Origin of the sequence: Leptolyngbya sp. UWPOB_LEPTO1 (assembly GCF_017302695.1) — a bacterium.
In the GTDB taxonomy this organism is placed as follows: Bacteria; Cyanobacteriota; Cyanobacteriia; order Leptolyngbyales; family Leptolyngbyaceae; genus Leptolyngbya; species Leptolyngbya boryana.
The window spans coordinates 114,359-135,653 of the sequence record NZ_JAFLCJ010000003.1; the positions used below are offsets into that span (position 1 = coordinate 114,359).

At 46.9% G+C, this 21,295-nt stretch carries 17 protein-coding genes; 6 read left to right on the forward strand and 11 right to left on the reverse strand.

Annotated features, from left to right (window positions below; genetic code table 11):
• Position 1 precedes the first annotated feature (1 nt).
• Together J0L70_RS05835 and J0L70_RS05840 are read left to right on the forward strand one after the other, a co-directional pair.
• Positions 2–808: a DUF3598 family protein gene (locus J0L70_RS05835; protein ID WP_287453524.1), complete on the forward strand. Its 807-nt coding sequence runs from the start codon at positions 2–4 to the stop codon at positions 806–808.
• 26 nt (positions 809–834) lie between these two features.
• Positions 835–1,377, forward strand: coding sequence for a Uma2 family endonuclease (locus J0L70_RS05840; protein WP_287453525.1), 543 nt, complete (start codon positions 835–837; stop codon positions 1,375–1,377).
• 9 nt (positions 1,378–1,386) lie between these two features.
• Here J0L70_RS05840 and aat read toward each other — a convergent pair whose 3' ends face one another.
• Positions 1,387–1,965: a leucyl/phenylalanyl-tRNA--protein transferase gene (gene aat, locus J0L70_RS05845; RefSeq protein WP_287453527.1), complete on the reverse strand. Its 579-nt coding sequence runs from the start codon at positions 1,963–1,965 to the stop codon at positions 1,387–1,389.
• A 78-nt stretch (positions 1,966–2,043) separates the two neighbouring features.
• On the opposite strand from aat, the gene J0L70_RS05850 reads away from it, so the two are divergent.
• On the forward strand, positions 2,044–2,373 hold the full coding sequence (locus J0L70_RS05850) for a DUF8822 family protein (RefSeq protein WP_017289443.1): 330 nt from the start codon (positions 2,044–2,046) through the stop codon (positions 2,371–2,373).
• Between the two features lie 66 nt (positions 2,374–2,439).
• On the opposite strand, the gene rpsN is transcribed toward J0L70_RS05850, so the two are convergent.
• From rpsN to J0L70_RS05870, 4 genes are all read right to left on the reverse strand, one after another.
• Complete coding sequence (gene rpsN, locus J0L70_RS05855; protein WP_026148789.1) at positions 2,440–2,742, reverse strand: 30S ribosomal protein S14; 303 nt, start codon at positions 2,740–2,742, stop codon at positions 2,440–2,442.
• Between the two features lie 71 nt (positions 2,743–2,813).
• Positions 2,814–3,500: an endonuclease III gene (nth, locus tag J0L70_RS05860; protein WP_017289445.1), complete on the reverse strand. Its 687-nt coding sequence runs from the start codon at positions 3,498–3,500 to the stop codon at positions 2,814–2,816.
• The gene (gene rseP, locus J0L70_RS05865; protein ID WP_017289446.1) at positions 3,497–4,585 is read right to left on the reverse strand and encodes an RIP metalloprotease RseP; all 1,089 of its coding nucleotides are present in this window, start codon (positions 4,583–4,585) and stop codon (positions 3,497–3,499) included. Before rseP ends, nth begins: the two co-directional genes overlap by 4 nt.
• Before the next feature lie 177 nt (positions 4,586–4,762).
• Positions 4,763–6,022, reverse strand: coding sequence for a pentapeptide repeat-containing protein (locus J0L70_RS05870; protein ID WP_287453529.1), 1,260 nt, complete (start codon positions 6,020–6,022; stop codon positions 4,763–4,765).
• 94 nt (positions 6,023–6,116) lie between these two features.
• Here J0L70_RS05870 and J0L70_RS05875 point away from each other — a divergent pair, with 94 nt between their 5' ends.
• Positions 6,117–7,832 (forward strand): tetratricopeptide repeat protein, encoded by a 1,716-nt coding sequence (locus J0L70_RS05875; RefSeq protein ID WP_287453531.1) that lies wholly within the window; start codon positions 6,117–6,119, stop codon positions 7,830–7,832.
• A 234-nt stretch (positions 7,833–8,066) separates the two neighbouring features.
• Entirely contained in the window at positions 8,067–10,172 is a 2,106-nt protein-coding gene (locus tag J0L70_RS05880) for a zinc dependent phospholipase C family protein (protein ID WP_287453532.1), read from the forward strand.
• Positions 10,173–10,373: 201 nt separating this feature from the next.
• Here J0L70_RS05880 and J0L70_RS05885 read toward each other — a convergent pair whose 3' ends face one another.
• Complete coding sequence (locus J0L70_RS05885; protein WP_287453534.1) at positions 10,374–12,650, reverse strand: substrate-binding domain-containing protein; 2,277 nt, start codon at positions 12,648–12,650, stop codon at positions 10,374–10,376.
• 182 nt (positions 12,651–12,832) lie between these two features.
• On the opposite strand from J0L70_RS05885, the gene J0L70_RS05890 reads away from it, so the two are divergent.
• The gene (locus J0L70_RS05890) at positions 12,833–13,042 is read left to right on the forward strand and encodes a Nif11-like leader peptide family natural product precursor (RefSeq protein ID WP_017289452.1); all 210 of its coding nucleotides are present in this window, start codon (positions 12,833–12,835) and stop codon (positions 13,040–13,042) included.
• 67 nt (positions 13,043–13,109) lie between these two features.
• Here the strand turns inward: J0L70_RS05890 and J0L70_RS05895 are convergent, their stop codons facing one another.
• From J0L70_RS05895 to J0L70_RS05915, 5 genes are read right to left on the reverse strand one after another with little or no spacing between them, the layout of a single operon-like run.
• The gene (locus J0L70_RS05895) at positions 13,110–15,791 is read right to left on the reverse strand and encodes a COG1470 family protein (RefSeq protein ID WP_287453535.1); all 2,682 of its coding nucleotides are present in this window, start codon (positions 15,789–15,791) and stop codon (positions 13,110–13,112) included.
• Positions 15,784–17,922, reverse strand: a complete 2,139-nt coding sequence (locus tag J0L70_RS05900) for a WD40 repeat domain-containing protein (protein ID WP_287453536.1) — start codon at positions 17,920–17,922, stop codon at positions 15,784–15,786. Before J0L70_RS05900 ends, J0L70_RS05895 begins: the two co-directional genes overlap by 8 nt.
• Positions 17,923–17,939: 17 nt before the next feature.
• Entirely contained in the window at positions 17,940–19,001 is a 1,062-nt protein-coding gene (locus tag J0L70_RS05905) for a Tll0287-like and HAMP domain-containing protein (protein WP_287453537.1), read from the reverse strand.
• Complete coding sequence (locus J0L70_RS05910) at positions 18,994–20,331, reverse strand: hypothetical protein (protein ID WP_287453538.1); 1,338 nt, start codon at positions 20,329–20,331, stop codon at positions 18,994–18,996. Before J0L70_RS05910 ends, J0L70_RS05905 begins: the two co-directional genes overlap by 8 nt.
• Positions 20,291–21,292, reverse strand: a complete 1,002-nt coding sequence (locus tag J0L70_RS05915) for a phage tail protein (protein ID WP_017289457.1) — start codon at positions 21,290–21,292, stop codon at positions 20,291–20,293. Before J0L70_RS05915 ends, J0L70_RS05910 begins: the two co-directional genes overlap by 41 nt.
• Between the last annotated feature and the right edge of the window lie 3 nt (positions 21,293–21,295).

Sequence of the window (21,295 nt, forward strand, 5' to 3'; positions counted from 1 at the left end):
AATGAAGTCTCAATGGGACTGTTTGCTAGAGAATCTAGGGGCTTGGCATGGTTCATTTACAAGGCTTTCGCCCTCTGGGGAATTGATTGAAGATACTCCCTCGATCGTGTCTTTCACGGGACTCAATGACAATCGAACCATGCGGCAAATTGTCCGCCTAGAGCCAGCAAATCAGCCTGTGAGCGAGAAAGTTCTGGAATACAGTACGCTCGGTCGAAATATTCTGTTCTTTGAGAACGGCGCGTTTTCGTTCGGCTCCATTCAGCGCGCGCCTTTTTCCGAATTTGGGGCAGAGCTAGGATTGATTCATGGCGATCGTCGATTGCGTTTAGTGCAACTCTTTGACAAACAATCGCAGCTTTCTGGACTGACGCTGATTCGGGAAAAGCTGGCAGAATCCGAGACGCCAGAACGTCTGCCGCTTCAGGTTGAAGATTTGATCGGGACTTGGAAAGGAGAAGCGACAACAATTTATCCAGATTGGCGATCTCCTGATACTTACACAACAGATTTAAAGGTTTGGCGAGACGGCGATCGCTTGAATCAAGAATTACAGTTCGGGCGCACGATCACAACCAGTGCCTTAATTGAAGGAACGATTCTCAAGTTTGACAGTGGCAGTCAGATTGTCATGCTCCCTGATGGAGCTTCTTCCAATTGCCCAACCGAAGTGAAATCAGGATATCCCTTTGTTTTAGAAGTAGGTTGGTTATTGCAGCCCGATCTGCGTCAGCGGTTGATGCGAAGCTACAGCCATAAAGGGGAATGGGTCAGCCTCACCTTAGTCACAGAGCAGAAAATTAGCTGATAATTGAAGAAACTCTAAAAACAGTTATGGCACTTACCGTTAAGGATTTAGAAGTACTCCAGCAGCACTGCCCTGACTATCGAATGGAGCTAGTGAATGGAGAAATTATTGTTATGAGTCCTTCAGGTTACGAGTCTGATGAAGTTGCAGCCGAAATGATCCGGCAGCTTGGCAATTGGGTCAGACCCAGAAAACTCGGAAGAGTTACAGCTTCGAGTGCGGGTTTTACCCTGCCGAATTCTGACACCCGCGCTCCAGACGCTTCATTTGTTCAAGCCGAGCGATTACGCCGCAGTCCTCAGAAATTTGCTGAAATCACTCCCGATCTCACCGTCGAAGTCAAATCGCCAAGTGATAGTGTTTCAGCACTCAGAAAAAAAATCGATGACTTTCTCAACCTCGGAACCAGAGTCGGACTCTTGATCAATCCCGAAAAAGAATGGGTTGAAATTCGTCGCAGTAATCAAGAAGCGATCGTCCTTCACAATGGCGACATCATCACCGTCCCCGAACTCCTCCCCGGTTGGGAAGTCAAAGTCGAAGATCTTTGGTCACCCAAATTTGATTAAATCGCTGGATTAAATCAGCGAACACTCTCTCTCCAAAGCCTGCCGCAACAGATCCTTGTAGCCGCGATTATTAATCACATAAGCGCCAAATCGTTCTAGATGCGGATTCATCATCTGAGCATCAAATAACACAAAATTCCGCGCTCTCAAGTGTTCAACCAGCTTCACCATCGCCACTTTCGAGCCATCTGGAATCCGAAAAAACATCGACTCCCCAATAAATGCTCCTCTCAGAGCTAAGCCTAAAATTCCGCCTGCTAACTTGCCATCTTGCCAAGTTTCAAAGCTATGCGCCCATCCCGCCTGATATAGCATCCAATAAATTTCTTTCAAATCATTAGAAATCCAAGTCGTTTCGCGATTGGCACATCCCTCTACGACTTCCATAAATGCTTTGTTAATCTCAACTGTGAAGCGATTCTGATTCAATACCCGCCGCAGCGACTTGGGATATCTAAATTGATCGTCGAGGGGAATTAGAGTCCGTTCGCGGCTGGTATACCAAGCTAAATCTTTACCTGACTCATCAGACATTAAAAAATAGCCTTGAGCATAGCCTTCGAGAATCGAGGACACATCGACTTGCATAACCTGGCTCCGGGGAGGCTTTGAAATAAAGAATCTACGATATAGTTTGAATTATCTTGTTAGTCTGGGGAACGCACAATGGTCGAACCCATTCCACCAATCACATTACCGCCTGCAAAACATCCGGAGCAGGAGGCGGTTTGGCTACAAGCGAAATTGCAACAGTGGCTCGATGAAGAGTTTCTTCCAGAACCCGCAAATCATCGAATTGCAGAACGCGCCGCTCAAATTTACATGCGCCAACGCATGGAAGACGAAAACGATCTCGGATCGCTGGTGATCGCGATTATTTCAGAGATGCAGGCGTATGATTTTTCTGACAGTTTTTATGGTGAATTCGCGATCGCCAACGCGGTTAGTGATCTGTTAATGGATAGCTTAGGCATCGATCGCTGTTGCGGACAATAGAATTTCGGATTTTGGACTGCAAGCCTGTGATCTCACGACATCCAAAATCCAAACTCTAAACTCGTCTTACCAACTTGACTTAACCACACCCGGCAACAATCCCGCGTGTGCCATTTCGCGAATGCAGTGGCGTGACAGCCCGAAATCACGATAAACGCCTCTCGGACGACCGGTTGCCCAGCAGCGATTCCGCACCCGAACTTTTGCACTGTTGCGGGGAAGCTGTTGAATTTTGCGGTGAATCTCCAGCTTTTCAGATTGAGACGTAGCTGCCGCAAACTGCTCTTTCAAAGCTGCACGCTTTTCAGCGTACTTCTCAACGAGACGTTCGCGCTTTCTCTCGCGCTCAACCATGCTCTTCTTAGCCATGAATGAATTTTGAACCCTTTGATAAAAGACACTATTTTTGATTCTACTCAATAATGCTCGTTTCTAGTGAGTCAATTTCTAGATAAATTCGCAACCTTCTTCGCGGGCTGCCCAACATGGGCGGAAGGGCAGATATCGACGAGAACACAGCGATCGCATTGTGGACTGCGCGCATTACAAACTGCGCGCCCATGATAAACCAGTCGAATCGACCAATTCTCCCAATCAGGTTGGGGTAACAATTTCATCAAATCCTGCTCAATTTTGACGGGTTCTGTATGTTTGGTTAACCCGAATCGATACGATAATCGCTTCACGTGGGTATCGACCGTTACGCCCAGATTTACGCCAAAGGCATGAGCCGAAACCACGTTTGCCGTTTTGCGGGCAACCCCAGGCAGGCTCGTCAAATCTTTCATGGAGCGCGGAACTTCTCCCCCGAATTTTTCCATGATCATCTGGCAAGCTGCTTGGATATTTTTGGCTTTGTTGCGGTAAAAGCCCGTCGATCTCACTAAAGTTTCTAACTCAGAAACGTCAGCGCCTGCCAATGCCGCCGCATCAGGAAAACGGCGAAACAAGGCAGGCGTTACGGTATTCACTCGTTCATCGGTGCATTGAGCCGCAAGGATCGTTGCTACCATCAGTTGAACCGGAGTTTCATAATCTAAAGTACAAGGAGCTTCTGGATAGAGCTGTTTGAGCCGCGCCAGAATTTCTAAGGCTCGTTGTTTTTTTGCGGAAATTCGACTTGTCACTGTGGAATGAGATTCACCGTGTCACGGATGATCAGAAAAACGCCTAATCCCAGTAATAGCACTAATCCGGTCTGCATTACGCCGTCTTGGATTTTGGAAGGAACGGGTTTTCCTCGCAGTCCTTCGACGAGCAGAAACGCCAGTTGACCGCCATCTAATGCAGGCAGAGGCAAGATGTTAATGATCGCCAAGTTAATGCTGATCAGAGCCGTAAAGTTGAACAAACTCGCAAAATCGGTTTGGGCAATTCTCGCTCCAGTTGCCACGATCGCGACTGGTCCTGCGACTTGCTCAGCGGTATTTCTAAAGTTGCTCAGGAGTTGTCCAAATCCGCCAACGGTCAAGACCACAATGCGCTGAAACTCATTTGATGCCATTGTGAAAACCGCGATCGGGTTAGACGGATGCTTGTAATAAACAACCTTTCCGTTCGGCTGCGTCTTGAAATGCGGCTGTAATTTGACTCCAATTTTGCCTTTCCCGCTTTCATCTTTGGGAGTCAAAGTGACGTTAACGGGCTGTCCTTTCCGCTCGATCGAGAGTTGCAGTGGTGTTCCTGGACTCGATTCGATCGTTTGCCGCAACGTATTCATTGCCGTTTCCGATGCACCGAGAGGCTTGCCATTAATAGCGGTGACGACATCCCCGTTTTGCACACCTGCTGCGGCTGCAACACCTTCAGCGATCGCTTCTGGCACGATTACGCCAGGATTGTAGTCGATCGTCGGCAGTCCAACGAATGCCATCTGTCCGACCAAGATGAAATAAGCAAAAACGAGGTTTGCGATCACCCCTGCGCTGATCACAATTGCGCGATCAAGCACCGGACGATTTTTCAACAAATTCGGATCATTGGGCGGAATAGTGCTGTCTGGATCATCATCGGGAAAGCCAACAAATCCGCCCAGTGGCAAAGCCCTGAGTGCATATTCTGTCTGCTCGCCTTGATATTTCCACAGAATCGGACCAAATCCGATCGAGAATCGATTCGCGTAGATACCTTGAAGTCTTGCTGCAAGGAAGTGACCGAGTTCATGAACAAAAATCAGAACCGCTAAAAGAAGGATTACCGCCAGAACAGACATAAGCAGTGAGATTAAGCCACGATGAGATACGTTCTCTCTATTCTAAAGGTTTAATCTTGTCGTCATGGAGTCTGCGTCAAGAAATCCGATAAAAGGAGTAGATGAGTCATGCAAAAGAATCGCGATCGTACGTCTCTCCCATCTCCCCACTCTCCGCAAAATCAATAATCCCCCTTCTCAACACCCTGCCTTCCGACCATCCGGCATCGTTGCTTGGCAGAAGTTGGTAAACTCAAGCTGAATGCCGTTCAGTCGCACCTTGTCTAGATTTGCTTGGGAAAAATTGGTTCGAGTGAGATTTGCATAACTGAGATTTCCATCACTGAGATCGGCTTTGGTTAAGTTTGCCTCCGTCAGGTTCGCATGAGTGAGATTTGCACCCTTCAGATTGGCTTCGCTCAGATTGGCTCGATTCAAGACCGCATGACTTAGGTCTGCACCGCTGAAGTCAATGCCTTGCAAATTTAATCCGCTTAAATTGACTCCTCTGAGATTGACTCCACGTAATTTCAGTCCTTGCATTTGGATGCTTTGGAAGTTACTGTGTGCGAGATCGGCTCGACTCAGATCCGCTCCGCGTAGATTCGCTCCTGTTAGCTCTACGCCGATCAGTTTGGCATCGCGAAGATCAGCCATGAATAGGTTACTTCCTCGCAATTGACTTTGCTCAATGCGGCTATGGGTCAGCGTCGATCGCATTAAATTCGCTGCATTCAAATTACTTTCAGTCAAACGAATGCCGCTGAGGTAAGCATGACTTAAATCCGCTTGGCTGAGATTTGTTTTTTGAAAAATAGCGTTACGTAAATCCGTTGCTCGAAGATTCGATCGCTGCAAGTTTGCTGCGACAAAACTCGCATTCTTTAAATCACTGATGAAAAAGCTGGTTCGATTTAACTGTGCTGAATCTAAGATTGCATCCGTGATCAGTGCATCTTCCAGCGTCGCTCGTTCTAGATTGGCTCCAGTAAGATTTGCATTTCTCAAATCTGCTCCATTGAGATTTGCGCCTGCTAAATCTACTTTTTGTAAATCCGTAACTTCTCTAGGACGATTGATCAATTGATGTACTAACCGCCATTTCTCAGCTAAGACCGTACGATCGCTGAATCTAACTTGCTTGAGTTGCGCACCTTCGAGATGAGCCTTGTCTAAATCAGCATCTTCTAAGTTGGCACCTCGCAAGTCAGCATTTGTGAGATTTGCTTGATTGAGAAATGCACCCCGAAGATCGCCATCCCGTAAATTCGCACCTCGGAGATTTGCCCCTTGCAACTGTGCGCCTCGCAGATAAAAGCCTCGTAAATCCGCATTTTCTAGGTTGCATCCAGCACATTGCCGAGTTTCTTTTAACTGTTTGATATGTTCTGGCTTTGCTGCCATAGCGGATGTACAGAGCATTGCAAAACCAATCAGAGCTAGGAGCATTGTTTTCATCGTATATTTACTCAAAAATGCTTGAATTTGAGTGCCCAGAGCTACCATGTTACTGTGGATAAACTTGACCAGAACAAAGTTCTAAAAACTGATCATGCAGGATATTCTTCGCCTTCTTAGTGCTGGTTTGTGGATGGCTGCGATGCAGGTCGCCTTGTCTTTTCCGGCAATTGCACTTCAAGATAAACTGAAAGACTTTGATTACTGGTCAAATCTATGTGGGTTACTTGCCGATTCAGAAAAGTATGAGGAAGCTTTAGCTGCTTGTGAACAAGCGATCGTACTCCGTCCAAAAGATGCTGGAATTTGGGCAGAGCATAGCAATGTCTTGTTAAAGCTGAAAAAATATCCTGATGCGATCGCATCTGCCGATCGCGCTTTAAAGTTTGACCCAAAAATATCCCTCGCGATGACCTATCGATGTATGGCGTTTTCAGCGTTAAATCGCCAGGATGAAGGACTTGATAACTGTAACCAAGCGCTCAAAGTCGATGGAAACTGGGGACGCAAATCACCTTATCTAGCTTGGTTAAATCGCGGCATGATTTTAAGCCAGCAAGGACAATTTGAGCAAGCTCTGAATGCTTACGATCGAACATTGCTGCTAGAAGAGAAAGATTCAATTACTTTGGCACATCGCTGTGAAACATTAACGCAGTTGAAACGCTACGAAGATGCGGTTATCTCTTGTCAAACTGCTTTAGCTGGAAATGGACGTTGGGGAGATAAGAGTCCTGCATTTGCTTGGTATCATGCGGGAAATGCCTATCGGTTATCGAATCAGTTGACTTCTGCGATCGCGGCTTTTGATCAAGCGATTAAGTTTGATGCAAATGATGCCTTAACTTGGAATGCTCAAGCTCTGGTTTTAGAAGAGTTAGATCGAACTGCTGAAGCACTCACATCTTACAATCGAGCGATTCAACTGAAAGAGAAACTATCAGTGGCATTGGTTGGACGCTGTGCCATGTTGAATCGCTTGCGACAGTTTAAAGAAGCATTGACAGCTTGTGATCAAGCAATTCAGGGAGATGGACAGTGGGGACAATGGGGCGCGGCTCAAGCTTGGGATCAGCGTGGGCAAGCCTTGTTGAATTTAGGACAAGCAGAAGAAGCATTAGCATCAGCAAATCGAGCCGTTGGGATTGCTCCAACCTATGCAGAAGCTTGGAGCAATCGCAGTGTGGCACTGTGGGTTTTACAGCGATATCCAGAAGCGATCGCGGCGACTCAAGAAGCGATTCGGCTCGATCCAACTTATGTCTCGGCTTGGTTTAATCGAGCGACGATTCTCAGAGCAACCAAAAATTATACAGATGCCGTCATAGCATACGATCAAGTTTTGAAATTAAATCCGCGCCACGTTTCTGCTTGGGCAAATCGAAGTGCCGTACTCTGGCATTTGAGACAGTATGAACAAGCTTTAGATTCAGCCGATCGCGCGATCGCATTAGATTCGCAATTCATTCCATCTTGGTTTAATCGTGCGATCGCACTTACTGCGATGAACAAGTACAGAGATGCAATTGTAGCTTACGATCGAGTGTTGAAGCTCAATCCGAAAAGTGCAGAAGCAATGACGGGGAAAGGTGTTGCATTGTGGAATTTGAAACAATATCCAGAGGCACAGGCAACTTTGCAAGCTTCGTTGAAATTAAATCCGAATCAAGCGATCGCGCAATCGACTTTAAAGTTGGTGATCGCAGAGGAGCAACGAGCTAAGCAACCGAAAGTTTGTGTTGATAAAAGTAAACCTTGCGAGCCGAAGCAAGCTCTTGATCCGTCGTTGCCGAAGTTCTCTTCTCCGTAACTTCTTCGTGACACGAAATCTTTCGTCTTCAAGATTTTTGGAATCTAACGGAATTTTCAATTCTCACTCAACTCGGCAGATCGATATTTCGATCGCGAAATTTAAGTATAAATAAGAACACTCATAATTTACGGCAGTAACCAGTAGGCTTAGGAAGCATTTCCTAGAAATTGCGAGTTCTTAAGAGCTTACATGACTTGGGGGCATTTACAATTTAGTAACAACCTAATCATCATGCTACCAACGTTTTATTCTCTCTGGCATAGGCTGAAGATATGTAATCTGAGCTTACTTATTATTATTGCTATTGCTATCAGTTTAGTATCATACCCCTCAGCAGCTTGGGCTTGGAAGCCCACAACTCACGTCTATCTGGGCAAACAAGCACTGGATGATGCATTAGATGACGGCAAAGTTACAATTCCTCGCGTGGACTATAATAACGGGCAAGTGACTGGAGAAGTCGGAACTTACCAAGTTGATCCCACAATTCTTGCTGCGCTCCGCAGCAATGCACCTCAATACCGGGCCGGAATTTTGGGTCCTGATGCCTATCCCGATATTTTGACCGGACAGCAAGTGATCCACCCATCGGCTTCAGAGACAAAAATTGCAGGAGGACCTAATGCATGGTTAGCCTACTTATGGGGTCAAGCCAACACTGCAAATACTTCAGCAATCCGAGCATTTACAGTCGGCTATCTCACTCATGCAGCAGGAGATATGTTCGGACATACCTTTGTGAATAATTTCTCAGGCGGCTCCTTTGCCATCACACCTCCTGAGGGACCTGCTAATGCAGTAAAGCATATTGTCGTAGAGGGCTACACTGACAAACGAGTCGATGCCCGCGCAATGGATCGGAATTTTTTCAATGTCAGCATTGATGGAGTCAGCGATTTCATTTATCAAAACATGATCGACGCTCGACCAGGGACAGTTCTCGATGGTCAGTTGCTACGAGCCGGAGGAGCAGGTACAGATCTGTCTGTTCCTCGAATTTATTCGACTCTGCGGGCTAATCTTCAGCGCGATATCAGTACTTACTATGCCAAGAAAGCAGACTACGATCGCCGCGCCGACGCCTGCAAACCTCTGGATTTTAGCTGTAGCCGAGTTGCGATCCTGGCTGAAAAAGGTACTTACGTTGCGACGAACGGAATTCAAGTCACGTACAAAGAAGCTTGGCGAGATGATATTGATAGTGGTCTGAAAGCTTGGCCTGGGGTCAGCCATGAAGTTGCAAAAGCATTATTTTTTAATACTTCGCGATCGGCAGATACGCAGCGAGCTGAAGCAGTGTTACAGAAATATGTCACTGATCATTTGCTCTCCATGTCGGGAGCGCCTGATTTTGTGGGTTTGACAGCTAATGCCATCAGCAGTATCGTCGATGCGATTACACCAGACTTTCTCTTAGAACCGATCCGTAAACTGAAGGAAGATCTGCTGAATACAATGCTGAAATCTGCGATCGGGATGACCAAGCAAGAACTGAAGGAGTATCTCACAAGTCCAGACAAATACTTTGATCAGGTGTTAGGTCGTGGATCTGGAGAAAATACCAACTTGAAAAGCTTCAACGCCAATTACCTAAAAATCAAGGATACAGGTTACACCAACCCGAGCGAATCCTTCAATGCCAATGTCGTTCCTGCGGCTTACAATACGATCGTGATGAGCAAACTCATCCTACTGGGTCAAAGCGAAGTGAATCGCCTACTCAGCGATTTGAAGAGTTCCGCGCGCCTTCAGCAACCTAATGTCATGCTCGGCTTTATTAGTACTTTGGATGGGGACAATCAGTGGTCAAGCGGAATGGTCTTTGCCCAAGATTGCAATGCTTATCGTCAGATCTTTATGAAACAACCTGGTGAAAAAGGCGCTTGTGCTGGCAATGCATCTGTAAATCCTCCGACTACACCTCAAAAGGTAAGCTTACGAGGAATCGTGCATCTGCAAAATATCGGTGATGTCCCATTTCAGAATGATGCTTTTGCGGGAACAAGAGGTGAATCACGACGCTTAGAAGGCTTCTCTCTGCAAATTTCTGATTCAATCCCGGGTCTGGGCATTGAGTATATGGCGCACATCCAGGATATAGGAGATACACCTTGGGTAGGAAGTGGTCAATTCGTTGGAACAAGAGGCAAGTCTCAAAGGTTAGAAGGCTTTGCTATTCGGTTAACGGGTTCTGCCGCTGCAAACTATAACGTCAATTACTTCTGCCACTTACAGGATATTGGCGATACCCCTGTGCGATCGAATGGTCAATTTTGTGGCACGCGAGGTGAATCGCGCAGACTTGAGGGTTTACAAGTTTGGATACAAAAGAAGTAAAACGTTCCTGATTCCGTTATCACTTGCGATTTTCATCTTGACCGCGTGACGTTAGAGTTTGCGAGTCATATGTTTGTGGGTCAAAAAGAGCAAATTGATAACCTGCAGACAACTACACTCTTCTACTTTCAAAGCAACTCTCCTATCGCCAAATTTTTGCCCGACTGCAAATGGTTTTCTACCTGCAATCGGGCAAAAATTTTAATCTTGTAATGGCACTAGACCCGTTTGAGCGAGTAATTTCTGTCCTTCCTGAGTCTTCAGAATTTCCGCAAATTTCGCGCCTATCTTTGATCGATCGTTGTCTTTCGAGTAAATCACCACGATTGGATAAGTCAGCGGATACTGTTGCGATCGCATCACTTCGCGATTTGCCGAATAGCTTCCCTTTTGATTGCATAAATCCGTACTTGGACGAATTGGCTCTTGAGGAAGCTTGAGCAATTGGATCGCTTTGTGCTCTTTGGTTTGAATAGCTAAGGGATAAACCGCACATTGTCCAAATACTTTACTCAAAGGCGCAAATCCAATTCCTCCAGTTCTGCCTTCCTCAAAATCTCGGAGAATCGATCGCAACATTGGAAAATGCGACTGTTGAGTTACGCCTTGACCCGAAATTGCGTCTTGGCTCGGAAGTTTTTTACCTTGCAACACTCGATTCTCAAAAAGCTGAACGGCTTCTACATCGGTTGGAGCATAGAGTTTAATCGGTAAGGCAGATCCGCCAAGCTCCTGCCAGTTACTCACTCTCGCTTGATAAATCTGTTTTAACTGATCAAGATGAAGCTGCCCGTTTAATTGACTAGGTAGCCCTTGCTGACGTTCAACATAGCTAAAAGCAACGACGACCGCTAATCCGTCATAAGCGATCGCTTGATACTCTAAGTCTGCAGATTGGTTCGGAGGAAGAGGCGCGATCGCAAAATCTACTGTTCTTGCCTGAACTTTTTGAACTGCTTGATCGATCGAATCGGATAGCTCTAATGCTAATTGCAATTTAGGTTGAGCAGCTTTCAATTTTGCTTCTAGCGTTTGACCCTGCTCAATCAGATCAGGCTGTTGCAGGACATAGCTCCAAGTTCCATTTTTAACTGCGGTATATTTGAACTGTCCTTGTGGGATGCTAACCGCATTGATACAGCAAGGAGCAGGCGCTTCAGGAGACTGAGTTGCCGCTGATTCTGCTTTGGGCAAAAATCGCCAAGCCATCACACCTAGCGCCATCACGCCCACCAGTCCAAGCAGAGGAAGCACCCATCTTGGCATTCGATCTTTTGGCTCAGGAGCAAGTTGAGCCGAAGCTTTGGCAATCTGCTGTTCTGAAGCTAAATCCAGTAGAGCTTGACGAGCGATCGCAGCACTTTCAAACGGAGATTCAATTTCGAGCGATCGTAATAGCCAGTGCTTAAAAGCTGGCTCTACATTCATCCAATGCTCTGGAGAACCAGGATCAAATGGCTTTCCGGCGGCATCAAACTGTCCACCGAGAAGAAGATAAAATCCGATTTGTCCAACTGCAACTAAGTCACTCGCAACCGTTCGAGGCGGAAGCTTAATGAATGGCGGAACGCTCAAATCTTCCCATAATGCTAGATCTGAAAGATAGAGAAACAGTGTGGGAGATGCGTGTGAAGTCGGCGGTATCAGCCCGAGTGAATCGTCTTGCTGAGCAACTCGAATAGTATCGAGCCGTAAATTACCATGAGCCATTCCAGCTTGAAGTTGTCCAGCCGGAAGGCGAAATCGTTGTACATGAAGCAGTTCTAACGTTTGTAGAATCTGATTCAGGATTTGCTGTACTAACTTTGCAGGCATGGCACCTGTTTCTGATAAATACGCTTTTAGCGTTGGGAAATGATAGCGATCGTCGAAAATTAAATAGCAACGTTCAGTCGTTGGGTCGGCAATTGTTTCAATCGGGCAGAGTAATCGAGCATCTTGGGAGCGTCCATCTGCTAGGGTTAAGCCGGACAGCCGTTTGAAGGTATCTTTCTGACGGTAGCGATCTGTTGAATTGAAGTATTGATCGGGGAAAATATATTCTTTTAATGCGATCGCCTGCTTCGTCTCAGTTTGGGTAGCAGCATAGACTCTCGCCATGCCTTGTCGATCGATCCAATGTTCAATTTGATATTGACCAAATTGACCTGCAATACGGGATTGTTGAGGCAGTTGAGTGGGGAATTTGCAGGTTTCGCAGTGTAGGGTTTTGGAGCTTTCTCGACACCGGAGCGGATCACCTTGAGTGCAGCGATACTGTTGATAGATTGAATCAAAAATCGAATGACTGCTAGATTTATCCGGTTCAGGTTGAACGGATTCGGGCGGGAACCATTGCGATCGAATTGCATCGAGATCAGGGCGGAACAGAGCCACTGTGTAGAGCCGATCAAATCTAGCTTGGCGGAGTTCAGCGGGAGACTGCCGTAAGTAGGAATTGAAAATTCGTTGTTGGATAGAAGAAATGATCGGCAGCATTCGCCCGATACCTACTTAAGAAGAAACATACAATCTCGATCTGAAGGGTAGATGTATGTTGAAAGATCATCAACGATAGCATTACGGAGAAAAAGTTTGTTGCAGTTTTGGATTGCTGAAATAAGATTGTCAAAGCACTCGATCGAGAACAATCCGTGCAGTTTTAGCAAATGGAGTCAATCATGGCAAAGGAACAAGTAGTCAAGCTATTTCGGGCAGCGCAAATGAATCCAAGTTTGCGAGATGAGTTGAATACAGCACCGGATGTCGATACCTTTGTCAAACTTGCGGGTGAGCGAGGTTATGAATTTACGACTGAGGAATGGCAAGAAGTCGTGCGCTTTTCAGTAGAAGAATTGAAAAGCCACGTCTCAGAAATTCCTGGAATCTAGTCAAACTATTGCGTTGATGCTTCTGGTGGAATTTGTATCGCTCCAAATTCCACCAGAAGCTAAGTTTTTACTGCCCAAACTCAGGCGGAGCTTCTAAAGGAGAGAGTATATCAGGCACAGAAGGAACGGGAAGCAAGCTATTTCCTCCGTTCTCATCCGATGTACCCGCTTCCGCCTGCTTTGCAGATAAGGCGGCTGTCGCTGCTGCTGCTGCCACTGCTGCTGGATCTTGTGCATTCGGATCGAACATCTCAACTTGGATCGCTCTGACAACCTGCTGCCCCGTCGGGCTAGTAACCTGCAATGTGAACATCAGATTTCCGGGTTTAGCTGCCAGTGGCAAAGTCACCGATCCTTCCGGTGGAATACTACCAGGTGTAGGCAGGAGTTCGACTTTACTGCCCGCGCTCGTATCAATTTTCCAAGCCAGAGACACCATTAAATTCGGCTGACCTGGAACGATCGCAACAACATATTTCGGCTGTGCTTCCTGTCCATTAAGCTTCAAACTCAGAATTCGAGGGGGCTTCGGTAGAATTTTAACCAATTCACTTTTACGGGGCTGAGAAACTTCTCCCGTCTTAGAAATCGTCGTTAGTTCAAAAATATAGTCTCCAGGCTTGCCCAATCCCGTTTTAACTGCCTGACAGACTAACTGAGCATCCAGCTTACAAAAAGGTTTCAGCGGCTCAGGCACACCTTGACTAAAATCAAAAGATTGAACTGGACTCACCACGGCTCCATCTGCCGTACGTCCAATCCATTGCAGCGTTTGCAATTGAGCAGGATTCGCGATCGCCCAATTTAACCGCACTTCAGCAGGCTCTAACTTGGGTTGATTTTTAACTTTTGGATCGCTTGGATCAAATTTCGGAACCTCCTGATAGATCGGCTGTGTCGAAGCAAAACTTACAATCTGAGCCGTCGGCATCGGTTCAATCTTGACAGGAGGCGTTTTCTTACTCTCTCCAGTCGCATTGCGAAACGGTTTCGGCTCGATCGTCAACTCAAACACATACTCTCCTGCTTTGCGCGCATTTGTGCGAACATTCCGGCAGACTAACCAATCCACTTGCATCGTACAGACTGGTTTCAGCACATCGGGCAGCCCACGGCTAAAATCATAAACCGTTGGCAGTGTTGCAGGCTTGCCATCAGTAGTTAAGCCGACGAGCTTGAGCGATTGAATTCGATGCGGTTCACGAATTCGCCAAGTGAGGTGCACGACATCGCTGCTCAGGGCTGCGTACTGTGTATCTTCTGGAGCAAAGTCTACGATTTTTGGAGATTCGGGAGTGCGGATGAGAAAAAACCAGAGAAGATATGCGATCGCTCCAACCCCTAAGACTCCTGCCAAAATCAGAGGTAAAATTTGCCAAAATGGGCGAGCTTCCCAAATCACCAGCCCAGGAGCCGTTTCGGGCATGATCGGATGTTTCTGCTCATCCTGAAAGTTGACGTTAAAATTGATGACCTGCCCGCCACCGACTAAAGGTCTGCGCCACCCTTGTTTAGGCTGGACTCGCAAATCTAACGTTGCCGTACTATGAGCCGCTAGCTCAATGGTTGGAGAGTCTAAAATATAGTTACAGACTGCTTGCGCGTCAACTTCTTGGGCATGAATCGTGAGCTGACGTTGAGTATTTCCTTGATTCGTTAAGCGAACCTGGAACAATCCATTTTGTTGCTTAATGCGATTGCTCAGTGTCCGCAGCTCAGCCTGAAGTGAGTAGACAGGGGTAATCTGCAAGTAGAGCAGATCAACGAATGAAAGATCGGAATAGTTATCAGATTTGATTTGCAGCGTTGGAATATAATTGCCTGCGGTTGCAGTCAGCGGCGGAGTCACAATCAGTAGAATTTGATCTTGCTCGCCTGGATTTAGATTGAGGCAGTCTGATTCTAAAATAAATCCAGAAAGTTGAACTGCCTGCGGATAAATGACTTTCCACCAGGCTTGCGGCAAGTCATTGCAGACAAATCGAAACCGATCGACGCGATCAGAGCGATTTTGCACCATGATTTGCACTTGCAGTGCCGCACCAGGCTGTACGATCGCAGGCTGAGTTACACTCGTCGCAGGTTGAATTGCAAAGGTCGGATCACTCGCACTCGCGCTTGCTTGAACTGCTGCTAAGACTTCTAGCTTCTGCTGGCACTGAATCGCTGGAAACTCTGGGTAATGCTGAAGTGCATCAACCACGATCGTATAGCTATACGTCGCTGGAAATGCTGCCGCCGGAATGTGAAATTCAAAAGACACATCTCCTGCCTGCTGTGCCCCGAGTGCTAGAGATTCTTGCGGACTAAGACACCACGCTGCAAGTTCTGGAGCCATCTCTTCTAGAGACACATCAATGATGGCATGATGATCGCCTTGGTTGCGAATACTGACATCTAGCGTAAAAGAGGTGCCGGGAATGACAGTATCGTGACCCGACGAATTGACGATCGCAACTAATGGCTTAGAGATCGGTAGATTTTGATCAGTATGAGCATCCTGATCGCGAATAGGCTGCAAATTAGAACTATACAGAGATTGACCTGCAAAACGGGTTTCTTGCAAAAACCCCTGTGCAATCAGAGCCTCTAACTCTTGCTGAATTTCAGCCCGCTGCCCTCCCAAAGCTGTGGCAATTTCCGAGAGTGTCGAACCCGAATGACGCATCAGCCAATTCACTAGGCGACGTTGATGAATGGGCAACTGCAAGAGTTCTTCTAAGCTAGGATGTTTCGCAGCACTAATCACGATCGCACTCCAAATTCTTAAATCGGTTCACTTGATCCATCTGCACCTGAGTATCTGCACCTCCACTCAGCACCAACACCTGATCTTTCACAATCGCCACATCCACACTCTCAATCCCGGCGTTCGATCGCAACGACTTTTGGATGACTTTGCCAGAGTCAGGATGTTCAGCCCGATGACCATTCGGCGAAAGTGCCCATAGCTTTGCTGTGCCATCTGCACCAGCACTCGCAAGATAGCAACCATTGGGACTCAAGGCGACACTGCGGACTGGTTGCCCACCATGCCCATCTGACCACTGTTCGATGACTTGACAGGGCTGCTGCGAATCAAGGCATTCCTTCAGGTTCCAAAGCGTAATCGTTCCTTGATTATCGGCAGATGCCATGAGATTAGGTTTTGCTTTCGCGCTTGCTAGGCTTTGAATATATTGGTTTTGCCCCCCTGCAACCGGGTAGCGAATGGGCTTATGTTGTTTACGGCTCCAATTCCAAAGTTCTAAGCGATTGAATCGTCCCGCGATCGCTAATTGCTGGTCTCCGACTAACGCTAAAGCAGAAACCGCAAAATTGACCGTTAAGGTTTGTTCAGGCTTGGTATTCAGACTCGCACTACTCAGTTTCCATTGTGCAACGGCTCCACTGCCATGACCACTGAATAGGTATTGAGAATCGTTGCTAAATCTCAGATCAAAAACGCGATCGCCCGCTCCTAGCCTAAAGATACTATCGGGCGCAGAATTCTGTTTGAGCAGATTGATCAGTTGAATCTCTCCGTTTTCTAGACCTGCGGCAATGCGATTATTGTCGATCGGTTGATAGCGGATCACTCGAACTGCCTGGCTGGTTTTTGAAACAATGCCCATTTCTTGGGACACAAGCGGATTAAAGAATCCGGCAGTCAACCAGCGCCTGAGCGATTGATCAGTCGAGCCTGAAATCGCCTGTTCTGCGGTGCCATTAAACTGAACTGAGGCAACGGCTCCTGAATGCCCACAGCGCGGATTGTGGGGATTGTAACAAGAGGAAATCCAGAGCGGGACAGGGATCGTAAAAAATGCGATCGCAGAAAGCCACCATACCGAAATCATCGGAGCAACTTTCAACTCCAAAGCTTGCAATTCGTTTTGGGTTCTAATCCGAGCGTCTGAGCACACTGCTCGAACAGATAGCATTCCAGATTGAGTTCGTCCGATCCACGATCGACGTTTTTTAACTATCAGTTGAAACTGCTGAGTTTCATAGGGATGAAGTTCAGCTAGCTTTGGAAGAACTTCAATCTCATCAGAAGTAACAAAGCCAGAATCTACTTCAATATGGGCATCTTGAGACACATTCGTTGCATTTTCTAGCTCTAGTCGATAAGTCGCAGTTCCAGTCCGTTGGAAAAATTCGAGGAAGTGTAAGGGAATCTTTTGCTGACGAACTGTACAGCGAAAATCAGCCGCACCTGTCGGTAAAATCTCAAGCGTGCCTGAATCGCTGCTACTCACACCATTTTCGATCTCCGCTTCGACCTGGAACGGATACACCTGACTTTGAGCAGTTTCGACCGGAGGCTGACAGAGAAAGATAGATTCTAATGTCCGTCCAGGCTGGACTTGAATGGTTTGCTCCACGCCATGAGCAAACCATTCTGGAGCTAATCCGTGCAAGCGCAGCGTCGCACGGACAGGCACCTGCCCAGGATTATCCGTGCGGACTAAAAGCTCAATTAAATCACCCGAATAAGTTTGAATCTTGTTTAAAAGCAGATCAACCACCAAGGGGACAGCTTCAGAACCTTGTTCTAGAGTCAAGCGTATTGATTGTTTCGTCTCGGTTGCCAGATCGAGCGAGAAAACCCGAACTGTAAGATTCACTTGTCCAACAAATCCTGGAATCGGATTTGTGAGAATTTTGACTTGGAAAACTGTGCGATCGCCGGGTGGGGTTTTACTACAAACCTCTGGCGACAACCGATACCAGTGATGATCGACTTCATCCACCCCTGCTGCGAGTATTTCCAGTTGAAAAGTCGCAAACTGGGTACTATGATTCAGCACACTGACTTCAAAAGCAACTGGATCACCACCCGGCTTAAAGGCAATTTCTTTCGTGGAAACCTGAGTTTTAATCAGTTCTTTTAACATGAGTTAGGGCTGATAGGTTAGGACTGAGAATGGGTTGAATTGACCTTGAGCGCAGACCGAATCACTTTTGCTTTTGCCAGCAATGCCTGAACTTGCGATTGAGTTCCAACAGTTTCATCTGGCGATCGAGCATTGAGAACTTCCTGATGGAGCATTTCGAGCTGCTGTTTTAAAGAATTTTCTCGCGCCCAGATCGACGTGGCTAAATGTCGAAATGAGCGGGCTAATTGCCCCATTTCATCCCTACGCTGAATAAAACGATTGAGTTTCTGTAAATCTTCGTCTTTGATATCAGCATTTTCCTGATTGAGTGCATTCGCAATTTTGGCGATCGGATGCAACGGCTGAATCACTGATCGTGTCAGCAGCAGATTCAACACCAAAATGATCAGCGCAAAAATCCCAACAAAAGCACCAAACGCGATCAAAAATTGGTGCTGATAACTTTGCACAATGCGATCGCTCGGCATGTAGAGGGTCTGCGCTGCGACGACATCATTCAATTTCCAGTTAAATCCGCGCTCATTCCCGTAAGTTTTGAGATGACTTTTCGGAGCAGCCTCAGGGGTACTATGACACCGCAAGCAACTTGGATCAGTCATTCTCAGAGGTCGTGAGACATAGAATAGCTGCTTGCCTGCGATGGTTTGAAACCCAAACAGTTTTGGAATGTCTTGCTGCTGGCGAAACCGCTCAACTAATGAGGTTTCAAATTCATTCGCGAGATCGCGAAGATTCGTCGGATTCAAGGCTGCTTCTTTGTAGAAAAAGTCCTCGTAACCCATCTTCTGTCGCAATCTCTCAAACACTTCGCGGGCTGAATAAGCCGGAACCGATTCTGCGACAAATTCCTCTTTTGTTTCAATTTTCTCAGCCAGAAGGGGTTGGATTTTCTGCGAGGTGTAATCCCGCACCGAGCTAATGGTCTCCATTAAGGTCATGGCTCGATCGACAACTTGCTGAGAGGCACGGTCTTGAACTTGCCCTGAGATCAATAAGGCACTTAAGCCAGTACTCGCCAGAAACAGAACACTCAGCAACAGCGTAAATTTAAATTGAAGTCGGAATTTATTAAGCATAAGTTTGCACGAATTGAGAAGATTGCTCTGGAGCGGCGGTACTTGCCTGTAATGTAGTTCGCTGCTTCCTTTGCCAAGCAAAATGCAACACGTTAATTCCTAATTCTTGCGAAGTTCGCACGGCTTCCCTGGAAAATGGCACTTCGCCATCCCAAGCCACGCTTAAGTCACCTAGTAGATGAATCAATCCTTGTGAGTTTAACAGCGTAATCGGCTGTTGTCTTAGCGTCGGAAACTGAGAAAATAAGAAAGGTTCTGTCTTCAACGGATGACGGGATGAAAGCAATTCTGCCTGACTGATTGCAATCCCCAACTGATGGCAGTGAAAGCTTAGTTCTGCGTGCTGCTGCTGCAAATATTCCTGAAGTTGCTCTGTAACAGCAGACAGTTCGCATTGTACTGCTAGATACGTTTCCTCAGATTCAGAAGTTTCCAGCAAAGCATCCGTGAGTTGTTGCCGAACCGTCTGTAATTCGGCGATCGCTGATCCTTTCAACGATTCCGCTACTATGATTGTTGTGCCTTGCGCGATCGCGCTTAGCAATCCACGCATCGAAGCCTCATCTAACGCAAGAAATTGAGCTTTTGTCAGATACAACAGATGGTATTTTGTCACAGAGGAATTGAGGGGAAATGCCAGATGTTCAACCCGTCCAGCCATTTTGGGATAAAGTGCGATCGCGCTGTGCAGTAAGGCTCGAAACTGCGCGGTTGCGGAAGCAGAAAAGCATCCCACCTCGACCCATTCTGTTTGCCGGACATGCGCCGCAGGACGGAAGCGCAAATCGAGTTCGTTCAACCCAGGAAACATCACATTTTCTGCTGGTTTGAGTTGATGACGACCCGGAGCTAAGCAAATTCGGCAGAGTTCAATCTCATCGACTTGCGGCAGAGTCACTGTTTCATCAATCCGAAACGTTTCTTGAATCGTTTCTTGTTCCGGCAGTGCTTGTAATTTATCAGGATCGACATAGCGTAGCATCAGAAAGACTTCAACAGGTTGCTTAGCAGAAGCCTCTGAAGCAATACGAAACTCAATCGGCGCAGGTACAACAATCGGATTGCCAAAATTATCGATCGCTAGCCCCGGCTGAATTTGTACCCAACGACCATCGCGGTATTGTGACGAGATCGTCTCCGGCGCACGAATCACAGAAACTCCGAGTCCCCAAACAATCCCAGGACTATGCACAGATTGATGGAGGAGATTTTGCCGCTGACGATGATAGGAATGCGCCTGCTGCCAGCGTTTTGCCGTGATTAACAATCCATCTGAAATTTGCAGCCGCTCAAAGGGTTGTAGCGATCGTTGAAGAAAAGGCATCGTCATGGGTCTGGCTCCGGGGTTCAATCCAAAAATCGTAGGTGCAAAACGCAGGTTTTTCTTGCTCAATCACCCGTCTTACTAGCGCTTCATCGATCGGAAAATCTGGGTCTGGACGCAATTTGACACAGAAATGAAACGGACGACCTCCTCCAAGAATGGCATCTTCGGTTAAATGCGTTGTACCCAACACAAATCCCCGCTGATAAAGCTCAAAGATACTAATGTGCTTTGCCTCTTCAGCGAGATGCTCATCGAGTGGTAAGCCTGTAGCGAGGTGTAAATAAAACCTTAATCCTCGTCTTGTGCCTCGCCATCGGTAGATCTGCATTGCATTCCGAATCAATCGCCGCTGCTGATCTAAGCTCATCTGAGATTCTGCTGACCAAGCAACCCAGTGCGAGAGAAAAGGCAGCAGAGCTTTTGGAGCCGTCAGTGGATCGAGGTAAGCCCAGAGCGCATCTAGGCTCTGTACCGCGGGTTCAAAGGTTTCTTCAAAGATTTTGAGAAAGCGCCCCACAAAATCGATTTCTCGATAAATCGCAGGCAAAAAATCAAGGTACAAACTTCGAGGACGCAGAAAAAGCTGAAATTCTGCGGTTTCAATCTCTGAAGCATGAACGCAGATTCTACCTTGGTAATTGATGTTGAGATGAGGTCGATCGCGCAATGCCTCAGCAGCTTCAAAAAAGTCCGCAGGCACTCGAAAATAAAGCACGGCATCCATCGTTTGATGCGGCAAGATCTCTGAGCCTTCCATCCCTACCCAGCACCAGTCTTGCGGAAAATTCCCTTCCACCTGTAGAGAGACTTGCATCGGCTCTGAGCCAGTATTTCTGACTTGTACAACTAGCTCACTCGGCTCACCTGGGCGAAGGAGCAACTGAGGAATTGAGCCTTGCGATCGCGCCGAATCTGGCGTTTGCATGGGAGTGAGATTGACGCTGAGAGTTGAACTAGAACGCATCTA